The 23111-nt window shown below is 62.0% G+C and carries 22 protein-coding genes and 1 riboswitch; of the genes, 7 read left to right on the top strand and 15 right to left on the bottom strand.

Annotated elements, in window-relative coordinates; translation table 11 throughout:
* Positions 1-14 precede the first annotated feature (14 nt).
* The 3 genes from ACUXAC_RS06965 to tetR form a co-directional block, all read right to left on the bottom strand.
* Positions 15-2273, bottom strand: coding sequence for a xanthine dehydrogenase family protein molybdopterin-binding subunit (locus ACUXAC_RS06965; RefSeq protein ID WP_387441167.1), 2259 nt, complete (start codon positions 2271-2273; stop codon positions 15-17).
* A complete protein-coding gene (locus ACUXAC_RS06960; protein WP_060418803.1) occupies positions 2270-2743 on the bottom strand; it encodes a (2Fe-2S)-binding protein in 474 nt (157 codons plus the stop codon). Before ACUXAC_RS06960 ends, ACUXAC_RS06965 begins: the two co-directional genes overlap by 4 nt.
* A 175-nt stretch (positions 2744-2918) precedes the next feature.
* On the bottom strand, positions 2919-3560 hold the full coding sequence (gene tetR, locus ACUXAC_RS06955) for a tetracycline resistance transcriptional repressor TetR (RefSeq protein ID WP_308342598.1): 642 nt from the start codon (positions 3558-3560) through the stop codon (positions 2919-2921).
* A gap of 64 nt (positions 3561-3624) precedes the next feature.
* On the opposite strand from tetR, the gene tet(41) reads away from it, so the two are divergent.
* The 3 genes from tet(41) (at position 3625) to ACUXAC_RS06940 (ending at position 7364) form a co-directional block, all read left to right on the top strand.
* Positions 3625-4806: a tetracycline efflux MFS transporter Tet(41) gene (gene tet(41) / locus ACUXAC_RS06950; RefSeq protein ID WP_387441170.1), complete on the top strand. Its 1182-nt coding sequence runs from the start codon at positions 3625-3627 to the stop codon at positions 4804-4806.
* A 256-nt stretch (positions 4807-5062) separates the two neighbouring features.
* Positions 5063-5797 (top strand): MurR/RpiR family transcriptional regulator, encoded by a 735-nt coding sequence (locus ACUXAC_RS06945; protein WP_047730675.1) that lies wholly within the window; start codon positions 5063-5065, stop codon positions 5795-5797.
* A 130-nt stretch (positions 5798-5927) separates the two neighbouring features.
* Entirely contained in the window at positions 5928-7364 is a 1437-nt protein-coding gene (locus ACUXAC_RS06940; RefSeq protein ID WP_342121350.1) for a 6-phospho-beta-glucosidase, read from the top strand.
* Positions 7365-7412: 48 nt separating this feature from the next.
* On the opposite strand, the gene ACUXAC_RS06935 is transcribed toward ACUXAC_RS06940, so the two are convergent.
* The 7 genes from ACUXAC_RS06935 to ACUXAC_RS06905 form a co-directional block, all read right to left on the bottom strand.
* Entirely contained in the window at positions 7413-8750 is a 1338-nt protein-coding gene (locus ACUXAC_RS06935; protein ID WP_387441172.1) for a D-serine ammonia-lyase, read from the bottom strand.
* Between the two features lie 108 nt (positions 8751-8858).
* The gene (locus tag ACUXAC_RS06930; protein ID WP_387441173.1) at positions 8859-9548 is read right to left on the bottom strand and encodes a VIT1/CCC1 transporter family protein; all 690 of its coding nucleotides are present in this window, start codon (positions 9546-9548) and stop codon (positions 8859-8861) included.
* 26 nt (positions 9549-9574) lie between these two features.
* The gene (locus ACUXAC_RS06925; RefSeq protein WP_454266571.1) at positions 9575-10048 is read right to left on the bottom strand and encodes a VOC family protein; all 474 of its coding nucleotides are present in this window, start codon (positions 10046-10048) and stop codon (positions 9575-9577) included.
* A gap of 11 nt (positions 10049-10059) precedes the next feature.
* Positions 10060-10410, bottom strand: a complete 351-nt coding sequence (locus ACUXAC_RS06920; RefSeq protein WP_038871540.1) for a DUF1428 domain-containing protein — start codon at positions 10408-10410, stop codon at positions 10060-10062.
* A gap of 104 nt (positions 10411-10514) precedes the next feature.
* Positions 10515-11957 (bottom strand): GGDEF domain-containing protein, encoded by a 1443-nt coding sequence (locus ACUXAC_RS06915; RefSeq protein ID WP_342121353.1) that lies wholly within the window; start codon positions 11955-11957, stop codon positions 10515-10517.
* 321 nt (positions 11958-12278) lie between these two features.
* Positions 12279-12740, bottom strand: a complete 462-nt coding sequence (locus ACUXAC_RS06910) for a GNAT family N-acetyltransferase (RefSeq protein WP_060419689.1) — start codon at positions 12738-12740, stop codon at positions 12279-12281.
* 55 nt (positions 12741-12795) lie between these two features.
* A complete protein-coding gene (locus ACUXAC_RS06905; RefSeq protein ID WP_454266570.1) occupies positions 12796-13611 on the bottom strand; it encodes an alpha/beta fold hydrolase in 816 nt (271 codons plus the stop codon).
* A 129-nt stretch (positions 13612-13740) separates the two neighbouring features.
* Here ACUXAC_RS06905 and ACUXAC_RS06900 point away from each other — a divergent pair, with 129 nt between their 5' ends.
* On the top strand, positions 13741-13908 hold the full coding sequence (locus tag ACUXAC_RS06900; protein WP_164550866.1) for a hypothetical protein: 168 nt from the start codon (positions 13741-13743) through the stop codon (positions 13906-13908).
* Positions 13909-13954: 46 nt separating this feature from the next.
* Here ACUXAC_RS06900 and ACUXAC_RS06895 read toward each other — a convergent pair whose 3' ends face one another.
* Positions 13955-16384 carry a DUF3772 domain-containing protein gene (locus ACUXAC_RS06895; protein ID WP_060440688.1) on the bottom strand — a complete coding sequence of 810 codons (2430 nt, stop codon included), beginning with the start codon at positions 16382-16384 and terminating at the stop codon, positions 13955-13957.
* Between the two features lie 450 nt (positions 16385-16834).
* Between ACUXAC_RS06895 and ACUXAC_RS06890 the strand changes: the two genes are divergently transcribed.
* From ACUXAC_RS06890 to ACUXAC_RS06880, 3 genes are all read left to right on the top strand, one after another.
* Positions 16835-18565 (top strand): ABC-F family ATP-binding cassette domain-containing protein, encoded by a 1731-nt coding sequence (locus ACUXAC_RS06890; protein ID WP_421115021.1) that lies wholly within the window; start codon positions 16835-16837, stop codon positions 18563-18565.
* 47 nt (positions 18566-18612) lie between these two features.
* Positions 18613-19053: a GNAT family N-acetyltransferase gene (locus ACUXAC_RS06885; RefSeq protein WP_421115020.1), complete on the top strand. Its 441-nt coding sequence runs from the start codon at positions 18613-18615 to the stop codon at positions 19051-19053.
* A gap of 66 nt (positions 19054-19119) precedes the next feature.
* Complete coding sequence (locus ACUXAC_RS06880) at positions 19120-19965, top strand: inositol monophosphatase family protein (RefSeq protein ID WP_060418778.1); 846 nt, start codon at positions 19120-19122, stop codon at positions 19963-19965.
* On the opposite strand, the gene ACUXAC_RS06875 is transcribed toward ACUXAC_RS06880, so the two are convergent.
* From ACUXAC_RS06875 to ACUXAC_RS06860, 4 genes are all read right to left on the bottom strand, one after another.
* Entirely contained in the window at positions 19908-21284 is a 1377-nt protein-coding gene (locus ACUXAC_RS06875) for a cation diffusion facilitator family transporter (protein ID WP_197783150.1), read from the bottom strand. The two genes, ACUXAC_RS06880 and ACUXAC_RS06875, sit on opposite strands and share 58 nt — an antisense overlap.
* A gap of 26 nt (positions 21285-21310) precedes the next feature.
* Complete coding sequence (locus tag ACUXAC_RS06870; RefSeq protein ID WP_004938106.1) at positions 21311-21490, bottom strand: hypothetical protein; 180 nt, start codon at positions 21488-21490, stop codon at positions 21311-21313.
* A 109-nt stretch (positions 21491-21599) separates the two neighbouring features.
* The gene (gene mgtS / locus ACUXAC_RS06865; protein WP_369803928.1) at positions 21600-21683 is read right to left on the bottom strand and encodes a protein MgtS; all 84 of its coding nucleotides are present in this window, start codon (positions 21681-21683) and stop codon (positions 21600-21602) included.
* Between the two features lie 144 nt (positions 21684-21827).
* On the bottom strand, positions 21828-22850 hold the full coding sequence (locus tag ACUXAC_RS06860) for a magnesium transporter (protein ID WP_049199101.1): 1023 nt from the start codon (positions 22848-22850) through the stop codon (positions 21828-21830).
* Between the two features lie 73 nt (positions 22851-22923).
* Positions 22924-23097: riboswitch (M-box (ykoK) riboswitch) on the bottom strand.
* Positions 23098-23111 lie beyond the last annotated feature (14 nt).

Genomic DNA, 23111 nt, shown 5'->3' with positions numbered 1-23111 from the left:
TTCGTTACGGGGGGTTAATGGCCGGCCTGAGCGCGCAGCGCGGCGAGCACCCGCGCCGGCGTAAACGGCACCTCGCGCAGGCGCACGCCGAGCGCGTCAAACAGCGCGTTGCCGATCGCCGCGGCACTCGGCACCGAGGCGGATTCTCCGGCGCCCATCGGCGCTTCCTCCGGACGGTCGATCAGCTGGATATCGATCTGCGGCAGTTCGTCGAAGCGCAGGATCGGGTAGCCGCCCCAGTCCAATGACGTCACCCCCGTCTCGTTGAAGGTCACAAACTCTTTCAGCACGCGGCTGGCGGACTGGATAATGTTGCCGTGCACCTGATGGCGCACCCCGGCCGGGTTGATCATGCGGCCGCAGTCATGCGCCACGAAGATTTTATCGAGCGTGATCTGCCCGGAGCGGCGGTTGACGCTGAGATCGCACACCCAGGCCGCCCAGGCGGCGCCGAAGCCGGGGAACTTGCTGTGGAAATAGCGCGCGTAGGCGAAGCCCCGGCCGCTCACCACTTCGGCGCCGGCGGCGCGCGCCCGGTGCGCCGGGCCGTCTTGCCAGTTCGCCTGCCGTTTCAGGGCTTCAATCAAGGCCACCGCACGCGGATCGTTCAGATAGCGCAAACGAAACGCGATCGGATCCTCACCGGCGCGCCAGGCCAGCTCGTCGATCCAGGACTCATGGGCGAACACGTTGGGCAGCGCCGAAACGCCGCGCATCCACGAAGCCCGCACGATCGGCGCGGCGTCCTGGCAGACCACCCGCATGTGCGGATACTCGTATTGCGGAATGGCGGTGCGATCGCCCATCTGCTGCACGTCGGCCCGGTTGGCCACTTTGCCGGTCAACACCAGCGGCAAGGTCACGGCATTGTTGGAGGGATAGCTGGTTTTCAATTCGTAGGCCGCCACCCGGTTTTGCGCATCGAGGCCGCCGCGCACCCGAATCAGCTGGCCGGTGCCCTTCGGCTCCCAACCGGATTCCTGTTCGCGCATCAGCTGCACGCGCACCGGTCGGCCGGTGGCCCGTGCCAGCAGCGCCGCGTCCGCCGAGACGTCGTCGGCGCAGTTGCGGCCATAGCAGCCGGAAGCCTCCATGCGGGTGATGTGCACCTGCCCAGGCGGCAGCTCGAGCAGCCTGGCGATATCTTTGCGCAGATCGTGTGGGTTTTGCGTGCCGGACCACACCTGCGCCCGCCCGTCTTTGACCTCCGCCACCGCGCAGGAAGGGCCGATCGAGGCGTGCTGATGGTAAGGCCAGACATAGTCGGCCTGCACTTCGGTATGCAGCAATGCCAACGCGGCGTCCGTGCCCGCGTCGTCGCGCAGCACGCGGTCGGTTTTCGGATTGGCCTCCAGCGCGGCGGGCAGCGCTTCCGGCGACAGATCCGGCAATCCGGCCCAGGGTTGCCAGGTGGTTTTCAGTTGGCGCATGGCGGCGATTGCCTGCTCCTCGCGCTCGGCCACGATGCCGATGAAATCGTTGATCACCACCAGTTTCACGATGCCCGGCAGGTGCGCGATCGAGCTTTTATCCACCGACAGCAGGCCACTGCCCAACGGCGCGCTGCTGTCGGCGCCTGCGTATGGCGGGCGCACCACGCGGCCATGCAGCATGCCGGGCAAGCGCAGGTCGTGTACGTAGGTCAGCCCACCGCTGACCTTGGCCGGAATATCGACCCGGGGCACGGCGCGGCCCACATACTGGTTCTGCCGTTCACTGTTCAGCTGCACGTTTTTATCCAGCATCACGTGCAGATTTTGCCCACTCGCCAGCTGCGCATAGCTCAGCGATCGCCCTGGGTTCCCGGTCACAAATACCTGCCCCGCCGCCGCCGTCAGCTGTTCGGCCGGCAGTTCGAAGGCTTTGGCCGCCAGCGCCGTCAGCAGGTCCCGCACCTGCGCCGCCGCCTGTCGCAGCGGCACCGACGTCACCTGAAGGGTGGCGCTGGCGATGGTCGGCCCCTGATCCGGCGTGCGTTGCGTATCGCCAAGGATCATCGTGACTTGCTCGAACGGCACGCAAATTTCATCGGCGACGATCTGCGCCAGCGCGGTGCGAATGCCGGTGCCCAGATCGACGTGGCCATTGAACGCCGTCACCCGGCCGTCGGCGGTGAGGCTGATAAAGCTGTCCACCCGATCCAGCGGCAGCTCGGCGGGCGATGCAACCGCCTCGGCGGCGAAGGCGTTAAACGACGCGGGCAGCAGGCTGCTGACCATTACCACACCGCCGGCCTGCAGCAGCTGGCGGCGGGTCAGTTCGAGGCGGCTCATGCTTGCCTCCGCGCGGCCAGCAGATCGCGGGCGCGCTCGGCGGCATGCAGGATCTCGATATGCGTGCCGCAGCGGCACAGGTTGTAGGCCAGCTCTTTCTTGATGGTTTGTTCGTCCGCCTCCGGCTCGCGCTCGAACAGCGCGACCAGCGTCATGATCATGCCGTTGGTGCAGTAACCGCACTGCGCCGCCTGCTCATCGATAAACCCCTGCTGCACCGGATGCAGCGCCTCCGGTGTACTCAGGCCTTCGAGCGTGGTGACGGATTTTTTTCCTACGGCGGACAGCGGCATTGAGCAGGAGCGTGCGGCGACGCCGTCGATCAGCACCGTGCAGGCGCCGCACTCCCCCAAGCCGCAGCCGTATTTGGGGCCGTTCAATTGCAGATCGTTGCGTAAAACGTACAGCAGCGGGGTGTCGGGCGAGATGTCGCCGAGTGGAACCACCCGGCCGTTAACGTTGATTTCCATGGTGAAACTATCCCTTAAGCAAACGGATTTAATCCGTAACATCACTGCGATGAATAATTGTGCAGCGTGCTAATAATTATCATCAAAAGACTTGATAATGTTAAGGGAATGTAGCCGCCATGGCTTTAACGAAAAGTGGGTATTTTCTATAAATTTCCTATAGATAAGCCTGGTTTTATGATTGCGCGCCGTGATTATTGGCGTTCGTCAACGCGGCCTCGGCGCCGTCAACCAACAGCCGGAGGCCGGCTTCGAACAGCGCGTCTGCCCCCTTGTCCTGCAGCTTTTCCCAGCCTCCACACAGCAGCGGGTAGCGCCGGCGATCGGCTTCGTTCAGCGCATCATCGGGCTGCATTTGCTGCTCTTCCAGCACCCAACCCACCACGAAACGCCCGACGGCGAACAGCAGATTAACGGCGTGTTCCGGCGTAAAGCCCGCCCGGCACAGCAGCGCCACCTTGGCCTCGATGATGGCGAACTGCGGTTCCTGCGGCCGGGTGCCGGCGTGCAGGCGCGCCCCGTCGCGGTAAGCCAGCAACGCACGGCGGAAATTGATCGCATTGGCGGTCACCCAGGCCTGCCAGGGCATTTTGGCGGGCACCTCTTCGCGGTGATCCAACATGATGGTTTCCGCCATCGCCTTCAGCAGCTCGGCCTTGTTTTTGAAGTGCCAATAGAGCGTGGGGGATTGCACGCCCAGATGCTGCGCCAGGCGGCGGGTGCTCAGGGCATCGATGCCGATGTCATCCAGTAACGCCAGCGCCCCGCGCAGGACGGTTTCACGCGTTAAACGCGCCGCAGTATTTTTTTCGCTCATCTCTCTATCACTGATAGGGTAACTGTGGAATACTCCATACTCTATCACTGTTAGAGTCACAATTTTGAAAAAACCCATGCTGGTTATTTTGTTGACGGTGTTGCTGGATGCGGTGGGCATCGGTCTGATCATGCCTATTCTACCGGCGCTGTTGCGCTCGCTGGGCGGTCTCGATGCCGGCAGCGTGCATTACGGCGCCCTGCTGGCGGCCTATGCGTTGATGCAATTCCTGTTTTCGCCGATCCTCGGCGCGCTGAGCGATCGTTTCGGGCGGCGGACGGTGCTGTTGATTTCGCTTGCCGGCGCGGCGGCCGACTACCTGCTGATGGCGTTCGCGCCGACGCTGGCCTGGCTCTATCTGGGGCGGTTGCTGGCGGGCATCACCGGCGCCAACATGGCGGTCGCCACCGCTTACGTCACCGATATTACCCCCGCCGGCCAGCGCGCTCGGCGTTTCGGCCTGGTGGGCGCGGTGTTCGGCGTCGGCTTTATCGTCGGCCCGCTGCTCGGCGGATCGCTGGGCGAATGGCATCTGCATGCGCCCTTCCTGGCGGCGGCGATGATGAATGCCCTCAACCTGGTGATGGCGTTTTTCCTGCTGCCCGAATCGCGTAAATCCCGCCCCCGCGCCGCCGAGAAAATTCGCCTTAATCCCTTCTCGTCATTGCGCCGGCTGCACGGCAAGCCTGGCCTGCTGCCGCTGGCCGGCATTTATCTGGTTATGGCGCTGGTTTCGCAGGCGCCGGCCACGCTGTGGATTTTATACGGTCAGGATCGTTTCGGCTGGAGCATGATGGTGGCGGGCCTGTCGCTGGCCGGCTACGGCGCCTGCCACGCGCTGTCGCAGGCCTTTGCCATCGGCCCGCTGGTCGCGCGGCTCGGCGAGCGCAAGGCGCTGCTGATCGGCCTGGCCGCCGACGCCGTGGGCCTGGCGCTGTTGTCTGTCGCCACGCGCGGCTGGGCGCCGTTCGCCCTGCTGCCGTTCTTCGCCGCGGGCGGCATGGCGTTGCCCGCACTGCAGGCGCTGATGGCGCACAAGGTGGACGACGATCATCAGGGCGAGCTGCAAGGAACGCTGGCCAGCATGGGCAGCCTGATCGGCGTCGCGGGGCCGCTGGTGGCGACGGCGCTGTATGCCGCCACGCGCGATGTCTGGCCTGGGCTGGTGTGGGCGTTGGCCGCCGCCCTGTACCTGGTGGTGCCGCCGCTGCTGGCACGCTCACGCGCCAGGGATGCGGCGCCATAACTTTGCCGTTCTTTAACTTTAGAAAGCAGAAACCGGCATTTTGCCGCCGGGATCCGCTGACCTATGCTAACCCGGTGTGATGAAACGCGTTTTCATGGCATGTCTTCCGGAACGTTTTGCTTTATTTGTTCGTCGTGAACCCTGGGCCGCGCCTGACTGGTGCGGCTTTTCTTTTTGCCCGGCAGTGCCAGCGGCGGTGAATTTTGCTATGTTAACCCGCAGATAAGCTTCCCGTTTTCAGCCGCCGGACCGACTCATGTTTACCCATAAAGCAATCGCCGAGCTCAACGCCCTGGAGCTGATGGTTTATACCTACGTCAGCAAACACAAGAATCAAGTGATGTACATGACCATCCGCGAGCTGGCCGAGGCCGCCGGCGTGTCCACCACCACCGTGCTGCGGTTTTGCAAGAAAATGGGCTGTGACGGCTATTCGGAATTTCGCATCCGTTTCAAGCTGTACCTGGAACAAACCGATGCGCCGCCGGCCGATTCCGGCATCGGCGAAATCCTCAGCTTTTTTAAAAGCGTCAGCAACGAAGAGTTTAATCAGCTGATCGATCAGGCGGTGCACCATATCGCCGCCGCCGAGCGGATTATTTTCGTCGGTATCAGCACCTCAGGCGCGCTGGGGAAATATGGCGCCCGTTTCTTTTCCAATGTCGGGAAATTCAGCACCCATATCGACGATCCTTATTATCCCGTCAACAGCGACATGTATAAAAATGCGGTGGCGATCATGCTGTCGGTCACCGGCGAAACCGAAGAGATCCTGCGGCTGGCCAGCCAGTTCAGCCTGCACCACTGCAAGATCATCAGCATTACCAACAACGAAACGTCTTCGCTGGCGCGGCTGGCGGACTTCAACCTCTCCTACCACGTTCCGCAGCATTTGATCGGTGGGCATCACAATATCACCACGCAGATCCCCGTACTTTACATTATTGAAACCATCGGTAAACGGCTCGGGCATATTAATTCGGCAAAATAAAACAGGCTGTTTTTTTATTGTGACAAATCACTTTCCACGGTGATTTGTTATATCGTGACATTTCTTTCGGTCTTGCTACTCTATTCTCAACGCAGCGTTATTACCCTTCATTAAATAAACCGATGAGACATTGACGATGAAACAGTTGCCGAAGGATTTTCTGTGGGGGGGCGCGGTCGCCGCGCACCAGGTTGAAGGCGGTTGGAATCGGGGCGGCAAAGGGCCAAGCATTGCCGACGTGCTGTCCGGCGGCTCGCACGGCGTGGATCGCGTGATGACCGACGGCGTGCTTGACGGCTATCGCTACCCCAACCACGAAGCGGTAGATTTCTACGGCCGCTATAAGCAGGACGTGGCGCTGTTCGCCGAGATGGGCTTCAAATGCTTCCGCACCTCGATCGCCTGGACGCGCATCTTCCCGAACGGCGACGAAGCGACGCCAAACGAGGCCGGCCTGCAGTTTTACGACGACCTCTTCGACGAACTGCTGAAATACGGCATCCAGCCGGTGATCACCCTGTCCCACTTCGAAATGCCTTACCATCTGGTGAAGGCCTACGGCGGCTGGAAAAATCGCCGGGTTGTGGAGTTCTTCGTGCGCTTTAGCGAGGTGGTGATGCGTCGCTACCGCGAAAAAGTGAAGTACTGGATGACTTTCAACGAGATCAACAACCAGAGCAACTACCGCTACCCGCTGTTCGGCTACTGCTGTTCCGGCGTGGACTACACCCAGGAAGACAACCCGGAACAGGCGCTGTATCAGGTGCTGCACCACCAGTTCGTCGCCAGCGCGCAGGTGGTCAAACTCGGCCATCAGATCAACCCGGAATTCAAGATCGGCTGCATGCTGGCCTGCGTGCCGTTCTACCCGTATTCCTGCAAGCCGGACGACGTGATGTACGCCGTCGAGGCGATGCACCAACGCTATCTGTATACCGACGTGCAGATGCGCGGCTACTACCCAAGCTACCTGCTGCGCGACTGGGAACGCAAAGGGCTGAAAATCGAGATGCAGCCGCAGGACGCACAGATCCTGCGCGAGGGCTGCACCGACTACATCGGCTTCAGCTATTACATGAGCAACGCCCTACAGGCTAACGCGGTGGACGGCAGCGACGGCATGTTCGGCTTCCCGGGCAACGTGCCCAACCCGCACGTCAAAGCCTCCGACTGGGGCTGGCAGATCGATCCGGTCGGGCTGCGCTATTCGCTGAACGTGCTGTATGAACGCTACCAGAAGCCGCTGTTTATCGTGGAGAACGGCTTCGGTGCCTTCGACAAGGTGGAAGCGGACGGCCGGATCAACGATGACTATCGCATCGACTATCTGCGCGCCCATATCGAAGAGATGAAGAAAGCGGTGATTGAAGACGGCGTAGACCTGATCGGCTATACGCCGTGGGGCTGCATCGACTGCGTGTCGTTCACCACCGGCGAGTACAGCAAACGCTACGGCTTCATCTACGTCGACAAGCATGACGACGGCACCGGCACGCTCGAGCGTTCGCGCAAGAAGAGCTTCGACTGGTACCGCCGGGTGATCGCCAGCAACGGCGAACAGCTGTAACCGCACGGCAGGCAATCAGGGGCGATTTTCGCCCCTTTTTACTGCGCCTTATTCCGCCGCCTGCCCGGCGGCGAGATACTTCGCCATTTCCGCCGGCGGCACCATGCCGCCACCGGTCGCCCATACCAGGTGCGTCGCCTGCGCCAGACTCTCGGCGCTGATGCCTTGCTCGCTGAGCGCCTTCGCATGGGCTGCAACGCGCCACGGCCCGGCCATGCCGGCCAGCGCGGACGGCTCCAGCTGAAGATGCTCGTGCTTGTCCAACAGCCCGAGCAGCGCAAACATCTCTTCGTCGCTCAGGGTGTAAAACGCGCTCAGCAGGCGCTCCATCGCCCTGCCGACAAAACCGGAGGCGCGCCCCACCGCCAGCCCGTCCGCCGCGGTGCGGTTGTCGATGCCGAGATCTTGCACCGCAATGCCGTCATGCAGCCCGCTGTAGACGCCGAGCAGCATGCAGGGCGAATGGGTCGGTTCGGCGAAAAAACAGTGAACGTGATCGCCGAACGCCAGCTTGAGGCCAAACGCCACGCCGCCCGGCCCGCCGCCGACGCCGCACGGCAGATACACGAACAGCGGGTGCTGCGCGTCCACCACGATGCCCTGTTCGGCGAACTGCCGCTTCAGGCGGCCGCCGGCCACCGCGTAGCCGAGGAACAGAGTTTGCGAGTTTTCATCGTCGATAAAGAAACAACGCGGATCGTTCGCCGCCTGCTTGCGCCCCTGCTCGACCGCCACGCCGTAATCTTCGGCGTACTCCACCACCGTGACGCCGTTATCGCGCAGCTTTTGCTTCTTCCACGCCCGCGCATCCGCCGACATGTGCACGCTGACGTCAAACCCCAGCCGGGCGCTGATGATGCCGATGGATAATCCCAGATTGCCGGTCGATCCGACGGCGATGCGGTACTGGCTGAAGAACTGACGAAACTCGTCGGAAAACAGCCGGGCGTAGTCGTCGCCGGTCTGCAGCAGCCCCGCCTCCAGCGCCAGCGTCTCCGCGTGCGTCAGCACCTCGTAGATGCCGCCGCGCGCCTTGATTGAGCCGGAGATCGGCAGATGGCTGTCCTTTTTCAGCAGCAGCTTCCCGCCAAGCCGCAGCCCATAGCGCCGATCCAACGCCTGCTGCATGGCGGGGATCGCCACCAGCTCGGATTCGATGATCCCCCCAGTGGGCTGGGTTTCGGGAAAGGCCGCGGCGAGATAAGGCGCGAAGCGCGCCAGGCGCTGCTCCGCTGCGGCGACGTCGGCGGCGGTCAGGCCGACATGGGGCAAGCCTGCGGCCAGCGTTGTCGCACGCGGATTGAACCAGGTGATAGGCTCGAGGGCGACCAGTCGTTGCAACAGCGGATGCTGCGCAACCCACGGTTGAATCTGTGATTTTTGCATAAATGTCCCTGACTGATTTGGCGTTGCCGTCACCATGCCGCGAACGCCGGCGGCTGACAAATGATAAATACTGAACTTGAGGTGCAACAGATTGATGCAAGCGCGGCGCTAGCCGGCCGCGACGCCAAACAGCATGCCGACGCCGGAGGAAACCGCCATCGCCAGGGCGCTCCAGATCAGGATACGCGCCACGCCCGGCAAGATCGGCGCACCGCCGGTTTTCGCGGCGATACCGCCGAGAATGCCAAGGGAAATCAGCGCCGATGCCACCAGCGCCGGCCGCGTCCAGGCAACCGGCACCCACAGCGCCACCAGCAGCGGCAACAGCGCGCCGAGAGAGAAACTGAGGGCCGATGCCAACGCGGCTTGCAGCGGCCGGGCACGCGTGGCGGCGGAAATGCCCAGTTCGTCGCGCGCGTGGGCCTCCAGCGCATCATGCGCCATCAGCTTTTCCGCCACCTGCCGGGCCAGCGCCGGGTCCAGCCCGCGATGCACGTAGATAGACGTCAGTTCGCGGAACTCCCCCGGATAGTCTTCGAGCAGCTCCGCCTGTTCCTCGGCCAGCGCGGCCTTCTCGGTGTCCGCCTGCGACGACACCGACACGTACTCGCCGGTGGCCATCGACATCGCGCCCGCCACCCACCCGGCGACGCCGGCGATCATCAGTGCGGAATGCGAGGCGCTGGCCGCCGCTACGCCCAGCAGCAGGCTGACCGTTGAGACGATGCCGTCGTTGGCGCCGAGCACCGCCGCCCGCAGCCAGCCGATGCGTTCAATACTGTGCCGCTCTCGATGCATCCTTTCTCTCCCACGTTCTCTTTCCGCTAGTCCCGCGCTGCCGCTTCCAGGCCGGCGATGTCGATTTTGCCCATCAGCAGCATCGCTTCCGTGACCCGCCGCACGCGCGCGGCGTCGGGGTCGTTCATCAACTCGGTCAGGCGCCGCGGCACGATCTGCCAGCACAGCCCCCAGCGATCGCGCAGCCAGCCGCACTGCTCAGCCTCGCCGTCCTCGCTCAACGCATCCCACAGCCGGTCAACCTCCGCCTGATCGTCGCATTCCACCATCACGGAAAAGCTGTGATTGAACGGATCCAACGGCCCGGCCTCGATCGCCGCATAGCGCTGGTCGCCCAGGGTGAAGGAGGCCAGCTTCACGCTGCCGGCCGGGCCGCTCGGCGTATCCGCCGGCAGATCGGAAAACCAGTTCACGGACGAACCGGGGATCAGCGCGACGTAGCAATTCAGCGCCGCCTCCATGTCTTTTTCAAACCACAGATGTTGCGTAATTCTGGCCATCGGCGCCTCCTTCAGGCATCGAGGATCGGCGCGAACCCGCCAAAGATCATGCGTTTGCCGTCAAATGGCATCTCGCCCAGCGCCTTCATGCGCGGATCGTTCATCATTTTCTGGTTGGCGGCGTCGCGCACCGCCTTGGAGGGGTACTCTATCCAGCTGAACACCACCACTTCGCCCTCCTGCGCCTTTACCGCGCCGCGAAAGTCGGTGAGTTTGCCGTCGGGCACGTCATCGCCCCAACACTCCACGATGCGCGTGGCGCCAAACTCTTTGAACAGCGGCGCCGCAGCGGCCGCCAGCCGGTGATAAGCCTCCTTGTTGGCGGCCGGCACCGCCACCACAAACCCGTCTACGTATTTCATCCTGGTATCCTCTTGTCTGATTAAGGACAGTCGGTTCAGCACGGGCGACGTTGCCCGTGCCCCCTACCAGTTTAGACGGCGGGCGCGCGGCCCGGATCGGAAGTTCAGCGGCCAGGATCGTTCGGCGGGTAAGATTCCGGCGTGGCGACCCGATTACGGCCGGCATTTTTCGCTTTGTATACCGCCAGATCCGCCAGTTTGAGCAGGTCGGCCAGGCTATGGCCGGAACCGCCCGGGCAGGTCACCATGCCGATGCTGACGGTGATCTGCAGCGGATGGCCGGCCGGCATGGTGATCGATTCCGCCTCAATGCGTTGCCGCAGCCGTTCGGCCAGCTGCAACCCCTGCTGCGGCTGGCCGAGCGTCGAGACGATGGCGAACTCTTCGCCGCCCATGCGGCCGAACAGATCGTTGACGTTCAGATCGGCGGCGATCGCACGGGTAAACGCCATCAGCGCCTGATCGCCACCGGCGTGGCCGAAACGGTCATTGATCGATTTGAAATAGTCGATGTCGAGCATCATGACGCACACCAGCTCGCCTTTCTGATCGATCACCCGCTCGCCGCGCTGCATAAACGCATTGCGCGTCAGCACGTGGGTCAACGCATCGTGATTCGCCACGTGCTCCAGCGTGCGTAACAACGCGTTGCGCGCATAGTTCATGCTGGCGACGGCGATCGGCCCCAACGCCAGCAGCGCGATGCCCAGGCGCATGGATACCGCGTTCTGCAGCACCTTCATGTCGAGCGTGGTGCTAAGCAACCCGAAATCGATCGCCAGATGGCACCACAGCACGTAAACCAGCACCGCGATCATGGTGCTGAACAACGAAAAGGACATCGCCAGCCACAGCAGCACCGGCATCGGGAAGATCACCGCGCCGGGGCCGCCGATCAGCACGCTGCAGACCGCCGCCAGCGCCAGCAGCGCCAACACCGCCAGTTTCCCCCCCGCCTGCGGCCATTGGCTGCGCTGTATCAACATGGCGCAGGCCGCGCGCAGGCGATGTCGCCAATCGGCGGGAAACACCAGAATGAACGGCATCAGCGTGACGTAGTTGGTGAATTCAGATGAGAACCACAGCGCCAGGGAGGTCAAATAGGGCCTGCCGAACAACCACTGCGAGGCAGCGGCCCCCACCAAGCCGGTAGCGGCGGCGGCGGCCAGGCAGATACCGAACAGATACATGCTGGACGCGCCGCGTTGCAACATGCGCGCCGGCGGCGACAGCCGCATGAACAGCAGATAGCCCACCACCACGCCGGCCAGATTGGCGGCGTTCAGCAGCAGCGCTTTCTCCAACGCACTGCCGGTCAACAGATCCGCCGCCAGGTAGCCCAGCACAGCCATCCCCCAGCCGGCGCGCGTCGCCCACTGCGGGCGGCGCACCAAAACGGCCAGCAGCACGGCGTTAGCCGGCCAGAATATCGCCAGAAAACTGCCGGGCCGGCTCACGATGCCCAGCAGACACAGCGCGAACACCAGCAAAAAAATGCTGAGCGCGGGCCAGATTTTCCGGGTATCGGACAACGAGGTGGTTTGCATCTTGGATCCAGAGACTTCCGCTAGCGTAAGGTGACAGTCTTTGCGTGTCACAACCGTCGACGATGAGGAGAAGATAAACGGCCGACCCGCCTATTATTGCCAGTTTTGCCGGTCCGGACACCTGTTTATTCATCAAGGAAAAATATATTTGTGTATCAATATATTGACGACACTCGCCTATCTGGCGCAGAAACTGCTGAAGCGGCCACGCCACTCTGAGCATTCCGCGCCCCAGCCGGTCTGTTACCGGCAAAAACCGCCGTCTTTTTCATAAAAAGTAAAATAAGATTGGGCAATGTGCGGAGATTTTTTCGCCCGGCGTCAAAGCGCCTTGCGGTACATCACGAAACCGGGGCGCTCCGCCACCTTGTCATACAGCCGCATGGCGGTCTGGTTGGTTTCGTGGGTATTCCAATAAACCCGCGGCAACCCCAGCTGCTGCGCACGCTCGTAGACCGCCGCGATCAGCGCTCTCGCTACGCCTTTGCCGCGCACCGTCTCCGCAGTGAACAGATCCTGCAGATAACAGTTAGGCTGCAGCTGGGTGGTGCTGCGGTGCAGGAGGTAGTGCGTCAACCCGACCACCTGGCCCTGATGCTCCGCGACCAGCGCAAACATCGGTTCGTAGGCGTCGAAAAAACGCCGCCAGGTGGTCTGCGTCACCTCGTCCGGCAGCGCCGTTGCCCCCTCACGGCCGTAAAATGCGTTATACCCTTGCCACAGCGCCAGCCAGGCGGCGTAATCCCGCGCTTCCAGCGGCCTGACCACGATGCTTTCGCTCATGATGTCCTCTTCGATGATGTCAAAATACCCCGCCTCCAGCATAGAACAACGCACGTCAACGCGCAGGCGGCGGCATCACATCGGCGAGAAAATCCAACAGCGCGCGGTTGAACACCGCCGGCCGCTGCAGCGGCGCGAAGTGGCTGACGCCCGGCAGCGTCACCAGACGGGCGCCGGGGATGCTGCGGCTCAAGTAGGCGGCATGCTCGGCGCGGATAAACTCATCGTGCTCGCTGCGAACGACCGTCACCGGCGCGCGTATGGCCGCCAATTCCTGCGCGCTGTAGTTCGGCTGGCTGCTCATCATCAGACTGACGGCGGCGACGAATTCATCGAACCCCTCCGGCGTCGGCGACAAGGCGGCATAGTCCTGCGCATGGCGTGCAAAGCAGCGTTCGACGAGGGGACTGGGTGCCGGTGGTTTAACGCCGCTGGGATCCATATTGCAGCCGAAGAAAAAGACGCCGTCCACCCGCTGCGGCGCCCGATGGGCGGCGATAAGCGCGACGCAGGCGCCGTCGCTCCAGCCCGCCAGCGCGACGTGTGGGATCCGCAACGCGTCCATCACCGCCAACAGATCATCGGCCATGCGATCGTAACGGTAAGGCCGGGCGTCGTGCGTGCTGCGCCCGTGCCCGCGGCTGTCGATGACCAGCACGCCATACCCGGCGGCCAGCAGCGCCGGCAGCTGATACCCCCAGTTGCCGCTGTGGCCCAGGCCGCCGTGCAGCAGGATCACCGTCGGCGCCACGCCATAGGCGGCATACCAGATGCGCGCCCCGTCATGTTCGACAAACCCCTGCCTGGACGTGGGCGGCAACGGCGGCGCGCCCTGCGCGGCAAAGCGGGTCAACTCGTCGTCGGTTTGCATCTTTTCCTCCTCATTCGCCGACGTTGTGCGCCAACAAGGCATCAAAGGAGTATAGATCGCCCCGGTGAGCGGTGCCGTTCGCTTTCCCGACATATACTTAAGGGAGGAATCGCAATGGAGGACGGTGAGATGAAGAAAATAATTCTCGTGTTTTTGATGCTGATGCTGAGCGGGTGTATCGGCGGCGGCGGCGGCCCGTCGAATGCGCCGTCGGCATCGCCGAATGAGCCTTATACCTGCACCAAATCCAGCGCCAACAGCGACTGCTCGCAATCGGTGGAGCCGTCGATGTACTAGCCGCGTTCGGCGGGCCGTCGCGTAGAGGCCCGCCGCCTTAGGGGGACTAGGAGGAGTGCTCCTCTTCGTTGGCCTGATATCGCGTCGCCTGCTGCTTCATAAACACCACTTCCTGCGGGCTGGACAGGCTCACTTCCTGCGCGCGCAGCAGCTTGAGGATATTGAACAGCAGTTCGCTCTTGGTGGCGCCGACCATGCGCGGGCTCGGCACGTAGCCGGTCACGCTCAGGATAATGCCGTCCGGCCCCAGCTGGCTGAAGCGCACGTAAGGCGCCGGCGTTTCCAGAATGGTTTCGTACTCGTTATAGGCGCTGAGCAAGATATTGCGCACCTGCTCCGGATCGATGGAGGTCGGGAACGTCAGCGCGATAGTCACCACCCCTTGCGCGTTGCCCATGGTGGCGTTGCGCACGTTCTGCGAGATCAGCTGCGAGTTCGGTACGATCATGGTGGAACGGTCGCTGAGCTGAATTTCGGTGGCGCGCACGTTGATGCGCCGCACGTCGCCTTCCACGCCGCCGATGCCGATCATATCCCCCACCTTCACCGGGCGTTCGGTCAGCAGGATCAGGCCGGAAATAAAGTTCTTCACGATCTCCTGCAAACCGAAACCAATACCAACCGACAGGGCGCTGACGATCCACGCCAGGTTGCTCCACTGGATGCCCAGCGCCGCCAGGGTGATCAGAATCACCAGCACATAGCCGATATTGCTGAACAGCGTCACCAGCGAGGCGCGAATGCCGACGTCCGAGATGGTTTTCGGCAGCAGTTCAGAACCCAGCCAGCGCCGCACCGCACGCAAAATATAGATGCCGATCGCTAGGCAGATCACGGCGTTGAGCAGGTTGCCGGGCACGATGTTGAAACGCTGCAGCCCTTCACCGGTCAGGATGGAGACGATTTTCTCCATCAGCGAGCCCGGCGTGGTGCTGCCGAATGAGCCGTTGAACAGCGCGACGATCATCAACAGCAACAGGGAGCATTTGGCCAGCGCGGTGGTGATGATCGACATCTGTTCCAGATGGCGATCCTTGAAGCTGAGCGTTTTCTTCAGCATCTTGCCGCTGACGGTCTGCGGCGAAAACAGCGCGGCGCACAAATCGGTGGCGAACAGCACCATAAAATAGAACGCCATCAGCACCAGCACCACCCAGATCAGCTGGTAGGTCAGGAAGCGGGCGAAGGCGATGTAGCCGATGAGCAGGGAAAACAGAATCACCATCGAACAGACCAGGGTGACGAGGTGCACCAGCCCGCCGATCAGCGTGCGTTTTTCCAGGTGCGCGCCCTGCTGTTCCAGACGGCGACGAATGCGCTGGCCACGCAGCGGCGCCGCCAGCAGCACCATGCCGATCAACCCCGCCACCAGGCCGTTGCCGAAAATGGTGGTGGCCAATGAAGCGCTGACGACGTTGTTGATCAGCTCCACGGTGCCGAACGCCAGCGCCAGGCCGGCCAGCAGCGGCGAGAAGTAACGCAGCCCGGCGGCCACGTCGTTATCCATGGACGCCAGACGCCACGACGGGCGATTCAGAGACAACGCCGCACGCCCCAGCCCGGCGATCAGCGCGCAGAAAATCCCCAGACGGTTGAAACCTTCCGCGAAATCCTCCAGCGTCACCGGCAGCGGCTGCACGCGGACAAAGACGTAATACAGCAGGTTCAGCGCGATGGAGGTGGTGATCACCGTCACCGCCACGGTAACGATCGCCATAAAGCTGCGGCGCAGTCGCCCGTCCGGCAGAAAACGGATGCTGACCCAGGCGAGGAAACGCTCGGAGAAATAGCGCCCCCAGGACCAGACAATCACCGCCAGCGCCAGCAACGCCAGCGTGCCGTACCGCCATTCGTCCTGCCAACTGGCGTCCCAGGCCGCTTTCATCTCGGCGTTGAACTGATCCAGCCGCTGTACGTCATCCTCTGACGGCTGCAGCACCGGCGCCCAGAATTTGATGCCCAAAATGCTGCCGGTATTCAGCGCCAGCTGGGTTTTAAACGCCACCCGGCGCAGATCGCCAATCTGCTGCCCCAGATCGAAGGCGCTGCTCTTGATGGCCTGCGCGCGTTTCACCGCGTCATCCAGCTGCTTTTTGCTGTTGTTCAGCGCGTTGCGCTGCTGGGCCACCGCCGGGGTTTCCGGCAGCGCGCCGGCCGCCGGGGCCGGCCCCAGGACGTCCAGCTGCGCTTTCAGTTTGTCCTGCTCGGGCTGCAGATCGGTGGCAAGTTTTTCCATGCCGGCGACCAGATCGTCAGTCGCCAGCCGCAGTTTGCTGAGCTGGGTATCGGTGGTCGCTTTGGAAACCAGCTGCTTCATGCTGTCCAACTGCTTTTGCGCGGCTTTCAGCTGCGTGGCGGGATCGGGCGCGCTTTCGGCGGCGGGATCATCCTGGGTAGCGGCGACGGCGGCGAGCGGCGTCAGCTGCAAACCCAACAGCAATAACAACAACAGCAGGAACGGGCGAGGCTTTAACATAAATTCAGTGCTCAGCATCATTATCTGATAGACAGACGAACAGGCGGCGGATGAACCGTCGCTTAACCATAAACGCTAATTATAATAGCTGCTTAATGTCGGCCGAAATACAGTAATTATTCCCATTGTGTGCCACGCGCGCCCACCGGACTTAGCCTGCTGATTATTCAGGCGCTTTTACACTGGCGGCGCGGCGTAAAGCGCTCTATACTCCTGCCACCGATTAACCTGCAACCAATAAAAGGAGACTTACTATGCTGACGTGTGAATTGTTTTTTCACTCACACTTCTTTGGTAATCGTCGCCGCTCAAGCATTACCGGTATCGTGCTGCGATAACCCAGCTTGAGCGAAGCTTACTAAAATCCAGGATCTTCCCTCCGGCTTACCGGGTTGTCGTCAGCGATGTTTGACGATAGGCATTGTCATGCCTGTAACTCTTGAGTAAGCAATGAGCACACTACTGTCTGCACAATCTGTCGGTTACGACAACGCGTTCGGCGTCCTGCTGAGCGAGATTTCCTTCAGCCTGAAAAAAGGCGATCGCATCGGTTTGATCGGCGACAACGGCTGCGGCAAAAGCACCCTGCTACAACTGCTCAGCGGTGCCCTGCCCATCCACAGCGGAACGGTGACATTGTCACACCAATGCCTGATGGCGCGCATCGAACAACACCTGCCGCCTGAGCTGCACGCCAGCACCCTGCTGGATGCGGTACTGGCGCAATTGCCCGCGGGCCAACACCTCAGCGAACGCTGGCGCTGTGAAGCGCTGCTTGCCGAGCTGGGGTTTGAACCGACGAGCTGGACGTTGACCGCCGGCACCCTCAGCGGCGGCCAGCACACCCGCCTGCTGCTGGCGCGCGCGCTGATCCGCCAGCCCGATCTGCTGCTGCTCGACGAACCCAGCAACCACCTGGATCTGCCCACGCTGCTGTGGCTGGAGCAGTTCTTGCGCAGCTGGAGCGGCAGCTTCGTGCTGGTATCGCACGATCGCTATCTGCTCGATCAGGTGACCAACTGTACCTGGATCCTGCGCGACAAAACGCTGCAGTTCTTCCGTTTGCCCTGCTCCGCTGCGCGCGCCGCACTGGCGGAACAGGACGCTGCGGACGAGCATCGGCGCCAGGCCGAGCAAAAAGAGATAGACCGGGTGGAAAAAAGCGCCAAACGCCTGGCGACCTGGGGCAAGGTCTACGACAACGAAGATCTGGCGCGCAAAGCCAAGCAAATGGAAAAGCGCGTCGATCGGTTGAAGGAAGAACAGACCACCCTGACCGCCGGCAGCCCGTGGCGGCTGCGATTACAGGGAGAGGCGCTGGACGCCGATCGCCTGCTGGCGCTGCCGCAATGGACCGTGCGCCCGGCGCCGGATGCGCCGGTGCTGTTCAGCCTGGGGCATCTGCGCGTCAAAAGCGGCGATCGCATCGCCATCGTCGGGCGCAACGGCTGCGGAAAATCGTCGCTGCTGCGCTTGCTGTGGCAGGCGTATCAGCACCCCGCGGAACGCCCGGCGATCTTCCACCCGCGCGTGCGCATCGGCTATTACGATCAGAGCCTGCAACAGCTGCGCGATGAAGACACGTTGAGCGAAGCGCTGGCGCAGTTTGCGCCGCTGACCGAGGAACAGCGGAAAATGGCGCTGATCGGCGCCGGTTTCCCTTACCTGCGCCACCATCAGCAGATCCGTTCGCTGAGCGGCGGCGAGCGTTCGCGGCTGCTGTTCGTCGGCCTGACGCTGGCCAACCATTCGCTGCTGCTGCTGGACGAGCCCACCAACCACCTGGACATGGCGGGCAAAGAAGAGCTGGCGGAAACGCTGCGCCAGTTCGCCGGCGCCGTCATATTGGTCACCCATGACCGGATGCTGATCGAACAGAGCTGCAACCGCTTTTGGCTGATCGACCAGCAAAAACTGGAGGAGTGGCACGATCTGGCGCCGGTGTATCAGCGCCTGGCGGGCGAAGCGCCGGCACTGCCGACAGCGGGCAAGGCCGATGCAGACGCCCCGATGCCAGATGAGCGCTTGGAAGGCGAAGAAGCGCTGTTGACCGCCCTGTTTGCCCTCGAAAGCAAACTGGAGGATGACCTGGCGCGCAAGCCGAAGCACCAGAAACCGGCGCTTCAGGCGCGCTGGCGCCGCGAGATTGCCGACATCACCGCCCGGCTGAATTTGGGCTAACCCTGACAGGCCGCCCTCCGGCGGCCTGTTTTTTGACGGAGCGCGACATGGCATTTTCCCTTGAACAGGCTACGCACGCGCAGCGGCCGCTGCTGGCGGTCATGCTGTCCGACTGCCTTCGCGAGCTGGGCGCCGATGGCGATTACCCCTATCTGCCGCTCTACTGGCGCGAGGTCGGCCGCTACCCCTATTTGATTTTGAGCGATCGGCAAACGGCCGGTTTCGCGTTAGTCCGGCGCCTGGACAGCGCCACCGTCGAAATGGCGGAGTTCTACGTCAAGCCCGAGTGGCGGCGCACCGGGCTGGGGCAACGGGCCGCCCACGCCTTGTTCGCGCAACATCCCGGCGGCTGGTCGCTGTTGGTCAGCCCGGATAATCCGCGCGGGCTGGCGTTTTGGTGCGCGGTAATACCGGCCGGGGCCACGACCGAACCGCTATCGGCCCCCGATGCCATAATGCAGCTGCGTTTTTCATCCCCGCCGCGCTGAGCGACACATTACCTTCATCCTTTTATGGCAGGGTAACCCGATTCGTTCTTTGCTATCGAGCCTGCCATGACTTCACTTTCCCCACGGGACATCGAGGCGCGCTACCGCTTTGCGCGTGAGATCGCCCGCGCCGCCGCCGATCTCGCTTTCAGCTTTTATCAACGGCGGCAAACTCTGGCTGTCGACTTCAAACAGGGGCTGCAGGACGTGGTCAGCGAGGCCGATCGCCGCGTCGAAGCGCTGATCCGCCGCATGATCAGCCGCCGCTTTCCTCAGGACGGGTTTCTCGGCGAGGAAAGCGGCAGCACCGGCGAAAACGCCGCCTGCGTTTGGGTCGTCGATCCGATTGACGGCACCGCCTGCTTCCTGAACGGATTGCATACCTGGTGTATCGCGATAGGCGTGGTGATCGACGGCGAGCCGACGATAGGCGTGGTCTACGATCCCAACCACCGCGAGATGTTCCGCGCCTGTCGCGGCCACGGCGCCTTTCTCAACGGGGAACCGATCGGCGTGCATGCCGGGCGCAGCGTCGCGGATGGCGTGATGGGCGTCGGGATTTCACCGCGCGCTTCAGCGGCGGAATTCAGCGGCTTTCTCTGTCGCCTGCTGCAGGCGGGAGGGATGTTTGTGCGCAGCGGCTCCGGCGCGTTGATGACCGCCCAGGTGGCCGCCGGTCGGCTGCTGGGCTATTACGAACCGCACATGAATGCCTGGGACAGCCTGCCTGGCTGGGTGCTGACGCGCGAAGCCGGCGGCGTGGCGAATGACTTTATGCACAACGACGGGTTGCGGCGCGGCAACCCGCTGCTGCTGGCCAACGCGGCGCTCTACCCGCAGTTGGTCGAACTGATTCAAATGCCGGGCTTGATCGGCTCGACGTGCCCTATCGCGCGCGTGATGGCAGGATAAAGCGAGCGCAGCCGGCGCTCGACCCGATCGACCGCATCGTGCGCTGCGGCGATGGTGACCGCCGGCGACACCCGGCAGTGGAAGTTGACGATGATGCCCCCGTCGGTCTTGCGCGCGCGGACGTTGTGTACGTCTTGCACGCTCTCTCCCTGCTCCAGCGCCGACTGCAGGATGCGGCGAATATCCGCCAGCTCCGTCGCATCGACATCCTCGCTGGTCAGCCAATGCGGCGTCTGCGGCTCCAGGTGCGTCTCTATCTCGGTGTCTTCACCGATCGCCTGGCGCAGGATCCCCTCTATCTCCGTGGCAATGTCATGCGCCTGCGCCACGCTGGCGTTGGCCGGCACCGCCAAATCCATGCCGATCGCCATGCGCGTCGGCAGCTGCTGCAAGGTCACATTCTGCACCTGCGCGCCGTGGTTGGCGGCGATCGCCCGAATGCGCGTCGCCATGTCTTCATCGCTGCGGGTTTGCGGCACCGCGATGACGGTAAATTCCGCGCTGGCGTACAGCTCCCGCAGCCGCTCGACGATCTCTCGCTTCAGCGCGTCAATGCGTTCCAGCGGCAAGGTGCGGCACACCGCCACCGTGATTTCGACAAACAGCACCGCGCCGGCGTTGCGAATGCGCACGCTGTCGCAGGCCAGCACCGCCGGAAAACTTGCCAGCGTGGCGCGGATCGCCTCGGTAGCCCCGGCCGGCGCGGCATCCATCAACGAGTCGAAGGAGCGTTTGCCCAGTTTGATCGCGGCGGCAAAGATAAAGCCGGCGACGATCAGCGCGGCGATGGCGTCCGCGCGGCCAAAGCCCAGCAGCACAAACACCATGCCCAGCAGCACCACGCCGGACGAAAGCATATCGGAGAAGAAATGCAGCGCATCCGCTTCCAGCGCCGCGCTGTCGGTCGCTTTGGCGACGCGGTTGAGCGCCCGCACGCGGAAGAAATCGACGCAGATGGAAATGAGCAGCACCGCAATCACCACCGGCGCGGCGACGATCTCATGCGGTTGCCCGAGCAGGCTGCTGCCGGCCTCATAAACGATCCAGCCGGCGGCGCCCAGCAACAGCAGCACCTCGAACAGCGCCGCCAGGTTTTCCACCTTACCGTGGCCGAAGTGATGATCGTCATCGGCGGGCTTATCGCTGATGCGCACCGCCAGCCAGGTGATGCTGGTGGCGATAAAATCGGTAAAAGAGTGGATCCCTTCGGATATCAGGCCAATACTGCCGGTAAAAATACCGGCGACGAACTTGCCCGTAGCCAGTAACCCGCTGGCAATCATCGAGTTTCTGGCCACGGCCTGTTTTTCATTCTGCATTATGCTGCTCACATTCGGACGGTGATTTATTTTTTTACTTTAGAGGATAATTGCCAGACAAAGGCGATCAGCAGCATACTGCCAGAAAATGTCAGCATGAGGCTAGTAAGAAAATTGGATTTTCCGGTGGAATAAAAATAAATCTCATTAACGCCCACCGAGATCATTAAAATGGCGTAGAGCAATCCCAGAATAAGAATCGTCATTATTATCAACTCCCGTATCAGGCCGCGCGTTCGGCGCGCCGCTAAAAATCCTCCCCATAATAAATAGCGGTTACGGGGAGGATGCATCTAGGCGGATCTTTTGCGTTCATCAATCATCCCATTTGGTGCTCATATAGGCCGCTAACAGGCCCAGTGAGCTGATCATTGCCAGGAATCCCATAAAAATAGTCATGTTTCCCATTATTTTGTCCTCAGGTTAAATGTTATCGATAAAAGCCCCTTGCGTTAAATATCGGGGTTGGTCGGTATCCATGTTTTTTAACGTCCTCCTCATTAAGGCTTTACATCTCCGCCCGCAACATCGGGCGGAGCGCGGTTAAATACCCAATACCTGCTGGGCAATTTTGAAATAAATAATCAGGCCGGTGCCGTCGATAAAGGTAGCGATAAACGGCGCCGATACCACCGCCGGATCGATGCCGAGACGTTTCAACAGCATCGGAATGATCGACGAGACAATCGCGCTCCACACGGTGATCGCCACCAGCGACAGGCTGACCACCAACGTCACCTCCATGCCGACGCCCATGATCCAGGCGCGTACCCAGGCCGCCAGGCCAATGGTGACGGCGATCAGCAGCGAGGTCGTCACTTCCTTGCGGATCACCGCGCCCAGGTTGCGCAGGCTGACCTCACCCAGCGCCATGGCGCGCACCAGCGTCGAGGTGATCTGGGTGCCGCTGTTGCCGCCGGTGCCGATCAGCAGCGGGATGAAGAACGCCAACGCGATCGCCGCTTCGAGCTGATCTTCAAACGCCTTCAGCACGTTGCCGGTGTAAGCTTCGGCGACGAACAGCATCAGCAGCCACACCGATCGTTTACGCCACAGCGCCCACGGGCTGGTCTCCAGGTAAGGCTTGTCCAGCGGCAGGCTCGCGCCCTGGCGCTGCGCGTCTTCGGTGTTTTCATCCTCGACCAGGCGGGCGATCTCTCGCTCCCCCAGCACGCCGACCAGCGTGTTGTTCGCCACGACCGGCACCACGTCCAGGCCGCCCTTGCCGAGCAGATGCGCCACGTCGTTGCGATCGTCGTCGGGCGAAACCTGAAAATAGCTGTGGTCCATCATCACGCCGACCGCTTTATCCTGCTCGTCGCACTGCAGCAGTTTTTTCACCGACAGCGTGCCGCGCAGATGATAATCGTCCGCGGTAATAAATACCCGGGTGGGAATTTCGTCCGTTTTTAGCTGTGAAAGTAAATATTCCCGGGCATGATTGACCGTCATCGTCGCGGGAACAGTAATAAAATCGGCGTTCATATAGCCGGCGACCGAGGTCTCGTCGAGAGTTTCAGTCGCGCTCAGCGCCGGAGAAGAATAATGTTGATGTGACTTGATCATTGTCAGTCCCTATTTCTGTTTTGAACTTCAACAGCGAATCGCATAGGGGCGTAACCACAGAGGGAGTGCAGACTGCCTATCTCCGCGTCCAGGTTTTAGCACTATACAACGTATCCGAACTGTTATTCGGAAGTTACTTTGGGCTGAACCTTAATCCGATAAAGCCTGTCTTAACCTTGGGCATCTCTCGATGTCGTCAGATCAGTAACCTGTGTTTGTATAGGAGCCTCGCCAAACGAGATACTGCATATAAACTACCGG

The organism is Serratia sp. 121840015-1 (assembly GCF_053627655.1).
Note: the sequence above shows the minus strand (reverse complement) of the source record. Positions and strands in the feature narration are given on the sequence as shown.

Excerpts from the sequence above, each read along its gene's own strand:
- ACUXAC_RS06965 (WP_387441167.1), bottom strand. The coding sequence starts at position 2,273 with ATGAGCCGCCTCGAACTGACCCGCCGCCAGCTGCTGCAGGCCGGCGGT.
- ACUXAC_RS06960 (WP_060418803.1), bottom strand. The coding sequence starts at position 2,743 with ATGGAAATCAACGTTAACGGCCGGGTGGTTCCACTCGGCGACATCTCG.
- tetR (WP_308342598.1), bottom strand. The coding sequence starts at position 3,560 with ATGAGCGAAAAAAATACTGCGGCGCGTTTAACGCGTGAAACCGTCCTG.
- ACUXAC_RS06945 (WP_047730675.1), top strand. The coding sequence starts at position 5,063 with ATGTTTACCCATAAAGCAATCGCCGAGCTCAACGCCCTGGAGCTGATG.
- ACUXAC_RS06935 (WP_387441172.1), bottom strand. The coding sequence starts at position 8,750 with ATGCAAAAATCACAGATTCAACCGTGGGTTGCGCAGCATCCGCTGTTG.
- ACUXAC_RS06930 (WP_387441173.1), bottom strand. The coding sequence starts at position 9,548 with ATGCATCGAGAGCGGCACAGTATTGAACGCATCGGCTGGCTGCGGGCG.
- ACUXAC_RS06925 (WP_454266571.1), bottom strand. The coding sequence starts at position 10,048 with ATGGCCAGAATTACGCAACATCTGTGGTTTGAAAAAGACATGGAGGCG.
- ACUXAC_RS06920 (WP_038871540.1), bottom strand. The coding sequence starts at position 10,410 with ATGAAATACGTAGACGGGTTTGTGGTGGCGGTGCCGGCCGCCAACAAG.
- ACUXAC_RS06915 (WP_342121353.1), bottom strand. The coding sequence starts at position 11,957 with ATGCAAACCACCTCGTTGTCCGATACCCGGAAAATCTGGCCCGCGCTC.
- ACUXAC_RS06910 (WP_060419689.1), bottom strand. The coding sequence starts at position 12,740 with ATGAGCGAAAGCATCGTGGTCAGGCCGCTGGAAGCGCGGGATTACGCC.
- ACUXAC_RS06905 (WP_454266570.1), bottom strand. The coding sequence starts at position 13,611 with ATGCAAACCGACGACGAGTTGACCCGCTTTGCCGCGCAGGGCGCGCCG.
- ACUXAC_RS06900 (WP_164550866.1), top strand. The coding sequence starts at position 13,741 with ATGAAGAAAATAATTCTCGTGTTTTTGATGCTGATGCTGAGCGGGTGT.
- ACUXAC_RS06895 (WP_060440688.1), bottom strand. The coding sequence starts at position 16,384 with ATGTTAAAGCCTCGCCCGTTCCTGCTGTTGTTGTTATTGCTGTTGGGT.
- ACUXAC_RS06890 (WP_421115021.1), top strand. The coding sequence starts at position 16,835 with ATGAGCACACTACTGTCTGCACAATCTGTCGGTTACGACAACGCGTTC.
- ACUXAC_RS06885 (WP_421115020.1), top strand. The coding sequence starts at position 18,613 with ATGGCATTTTCCCTTGAACAGGCTACGCACGCGCAGCGGCCGCTGCTG.
- ACUXAC_RS06880 (WP_060418778.1), top strand. The coding sequence starts at position 19,120 with ATGACTTCACTTTCCCCACGGGACATCGAGGCGCGCTACCGCTTTGCG.
- ACUXAC_RS06875 (WP_197783150.1), bottom strand. The coding sequence starts at position 21,284 with ATGCAGAATGAAAAACAGGCCGTGGCCAGAAACTCGATGATTGCCAGC.
- ACUXAC_RS06870 (WP_004938106.1), bottom strand. The coding sequence starts at position 21,490 with ATGACGATTCTTATTCTGGGATTGCTCTACGCCATTTTAATGATCTCG.
- mgtS (WP_369803928.1), bottom strand. The coding sequence starts at position 21,683 with ATGACTATTTTTATGGGATTCCTGGCAATGATCAGCTCACTGGGCCTG.
- ACUXAC_RS06860 (WP_049199101.1), bottom strand. The coding sequence starts at position 22,850 with ATGATCAAGTCACATCAACATTATTCTTCTCCGGCGCTGAGCGCGACT.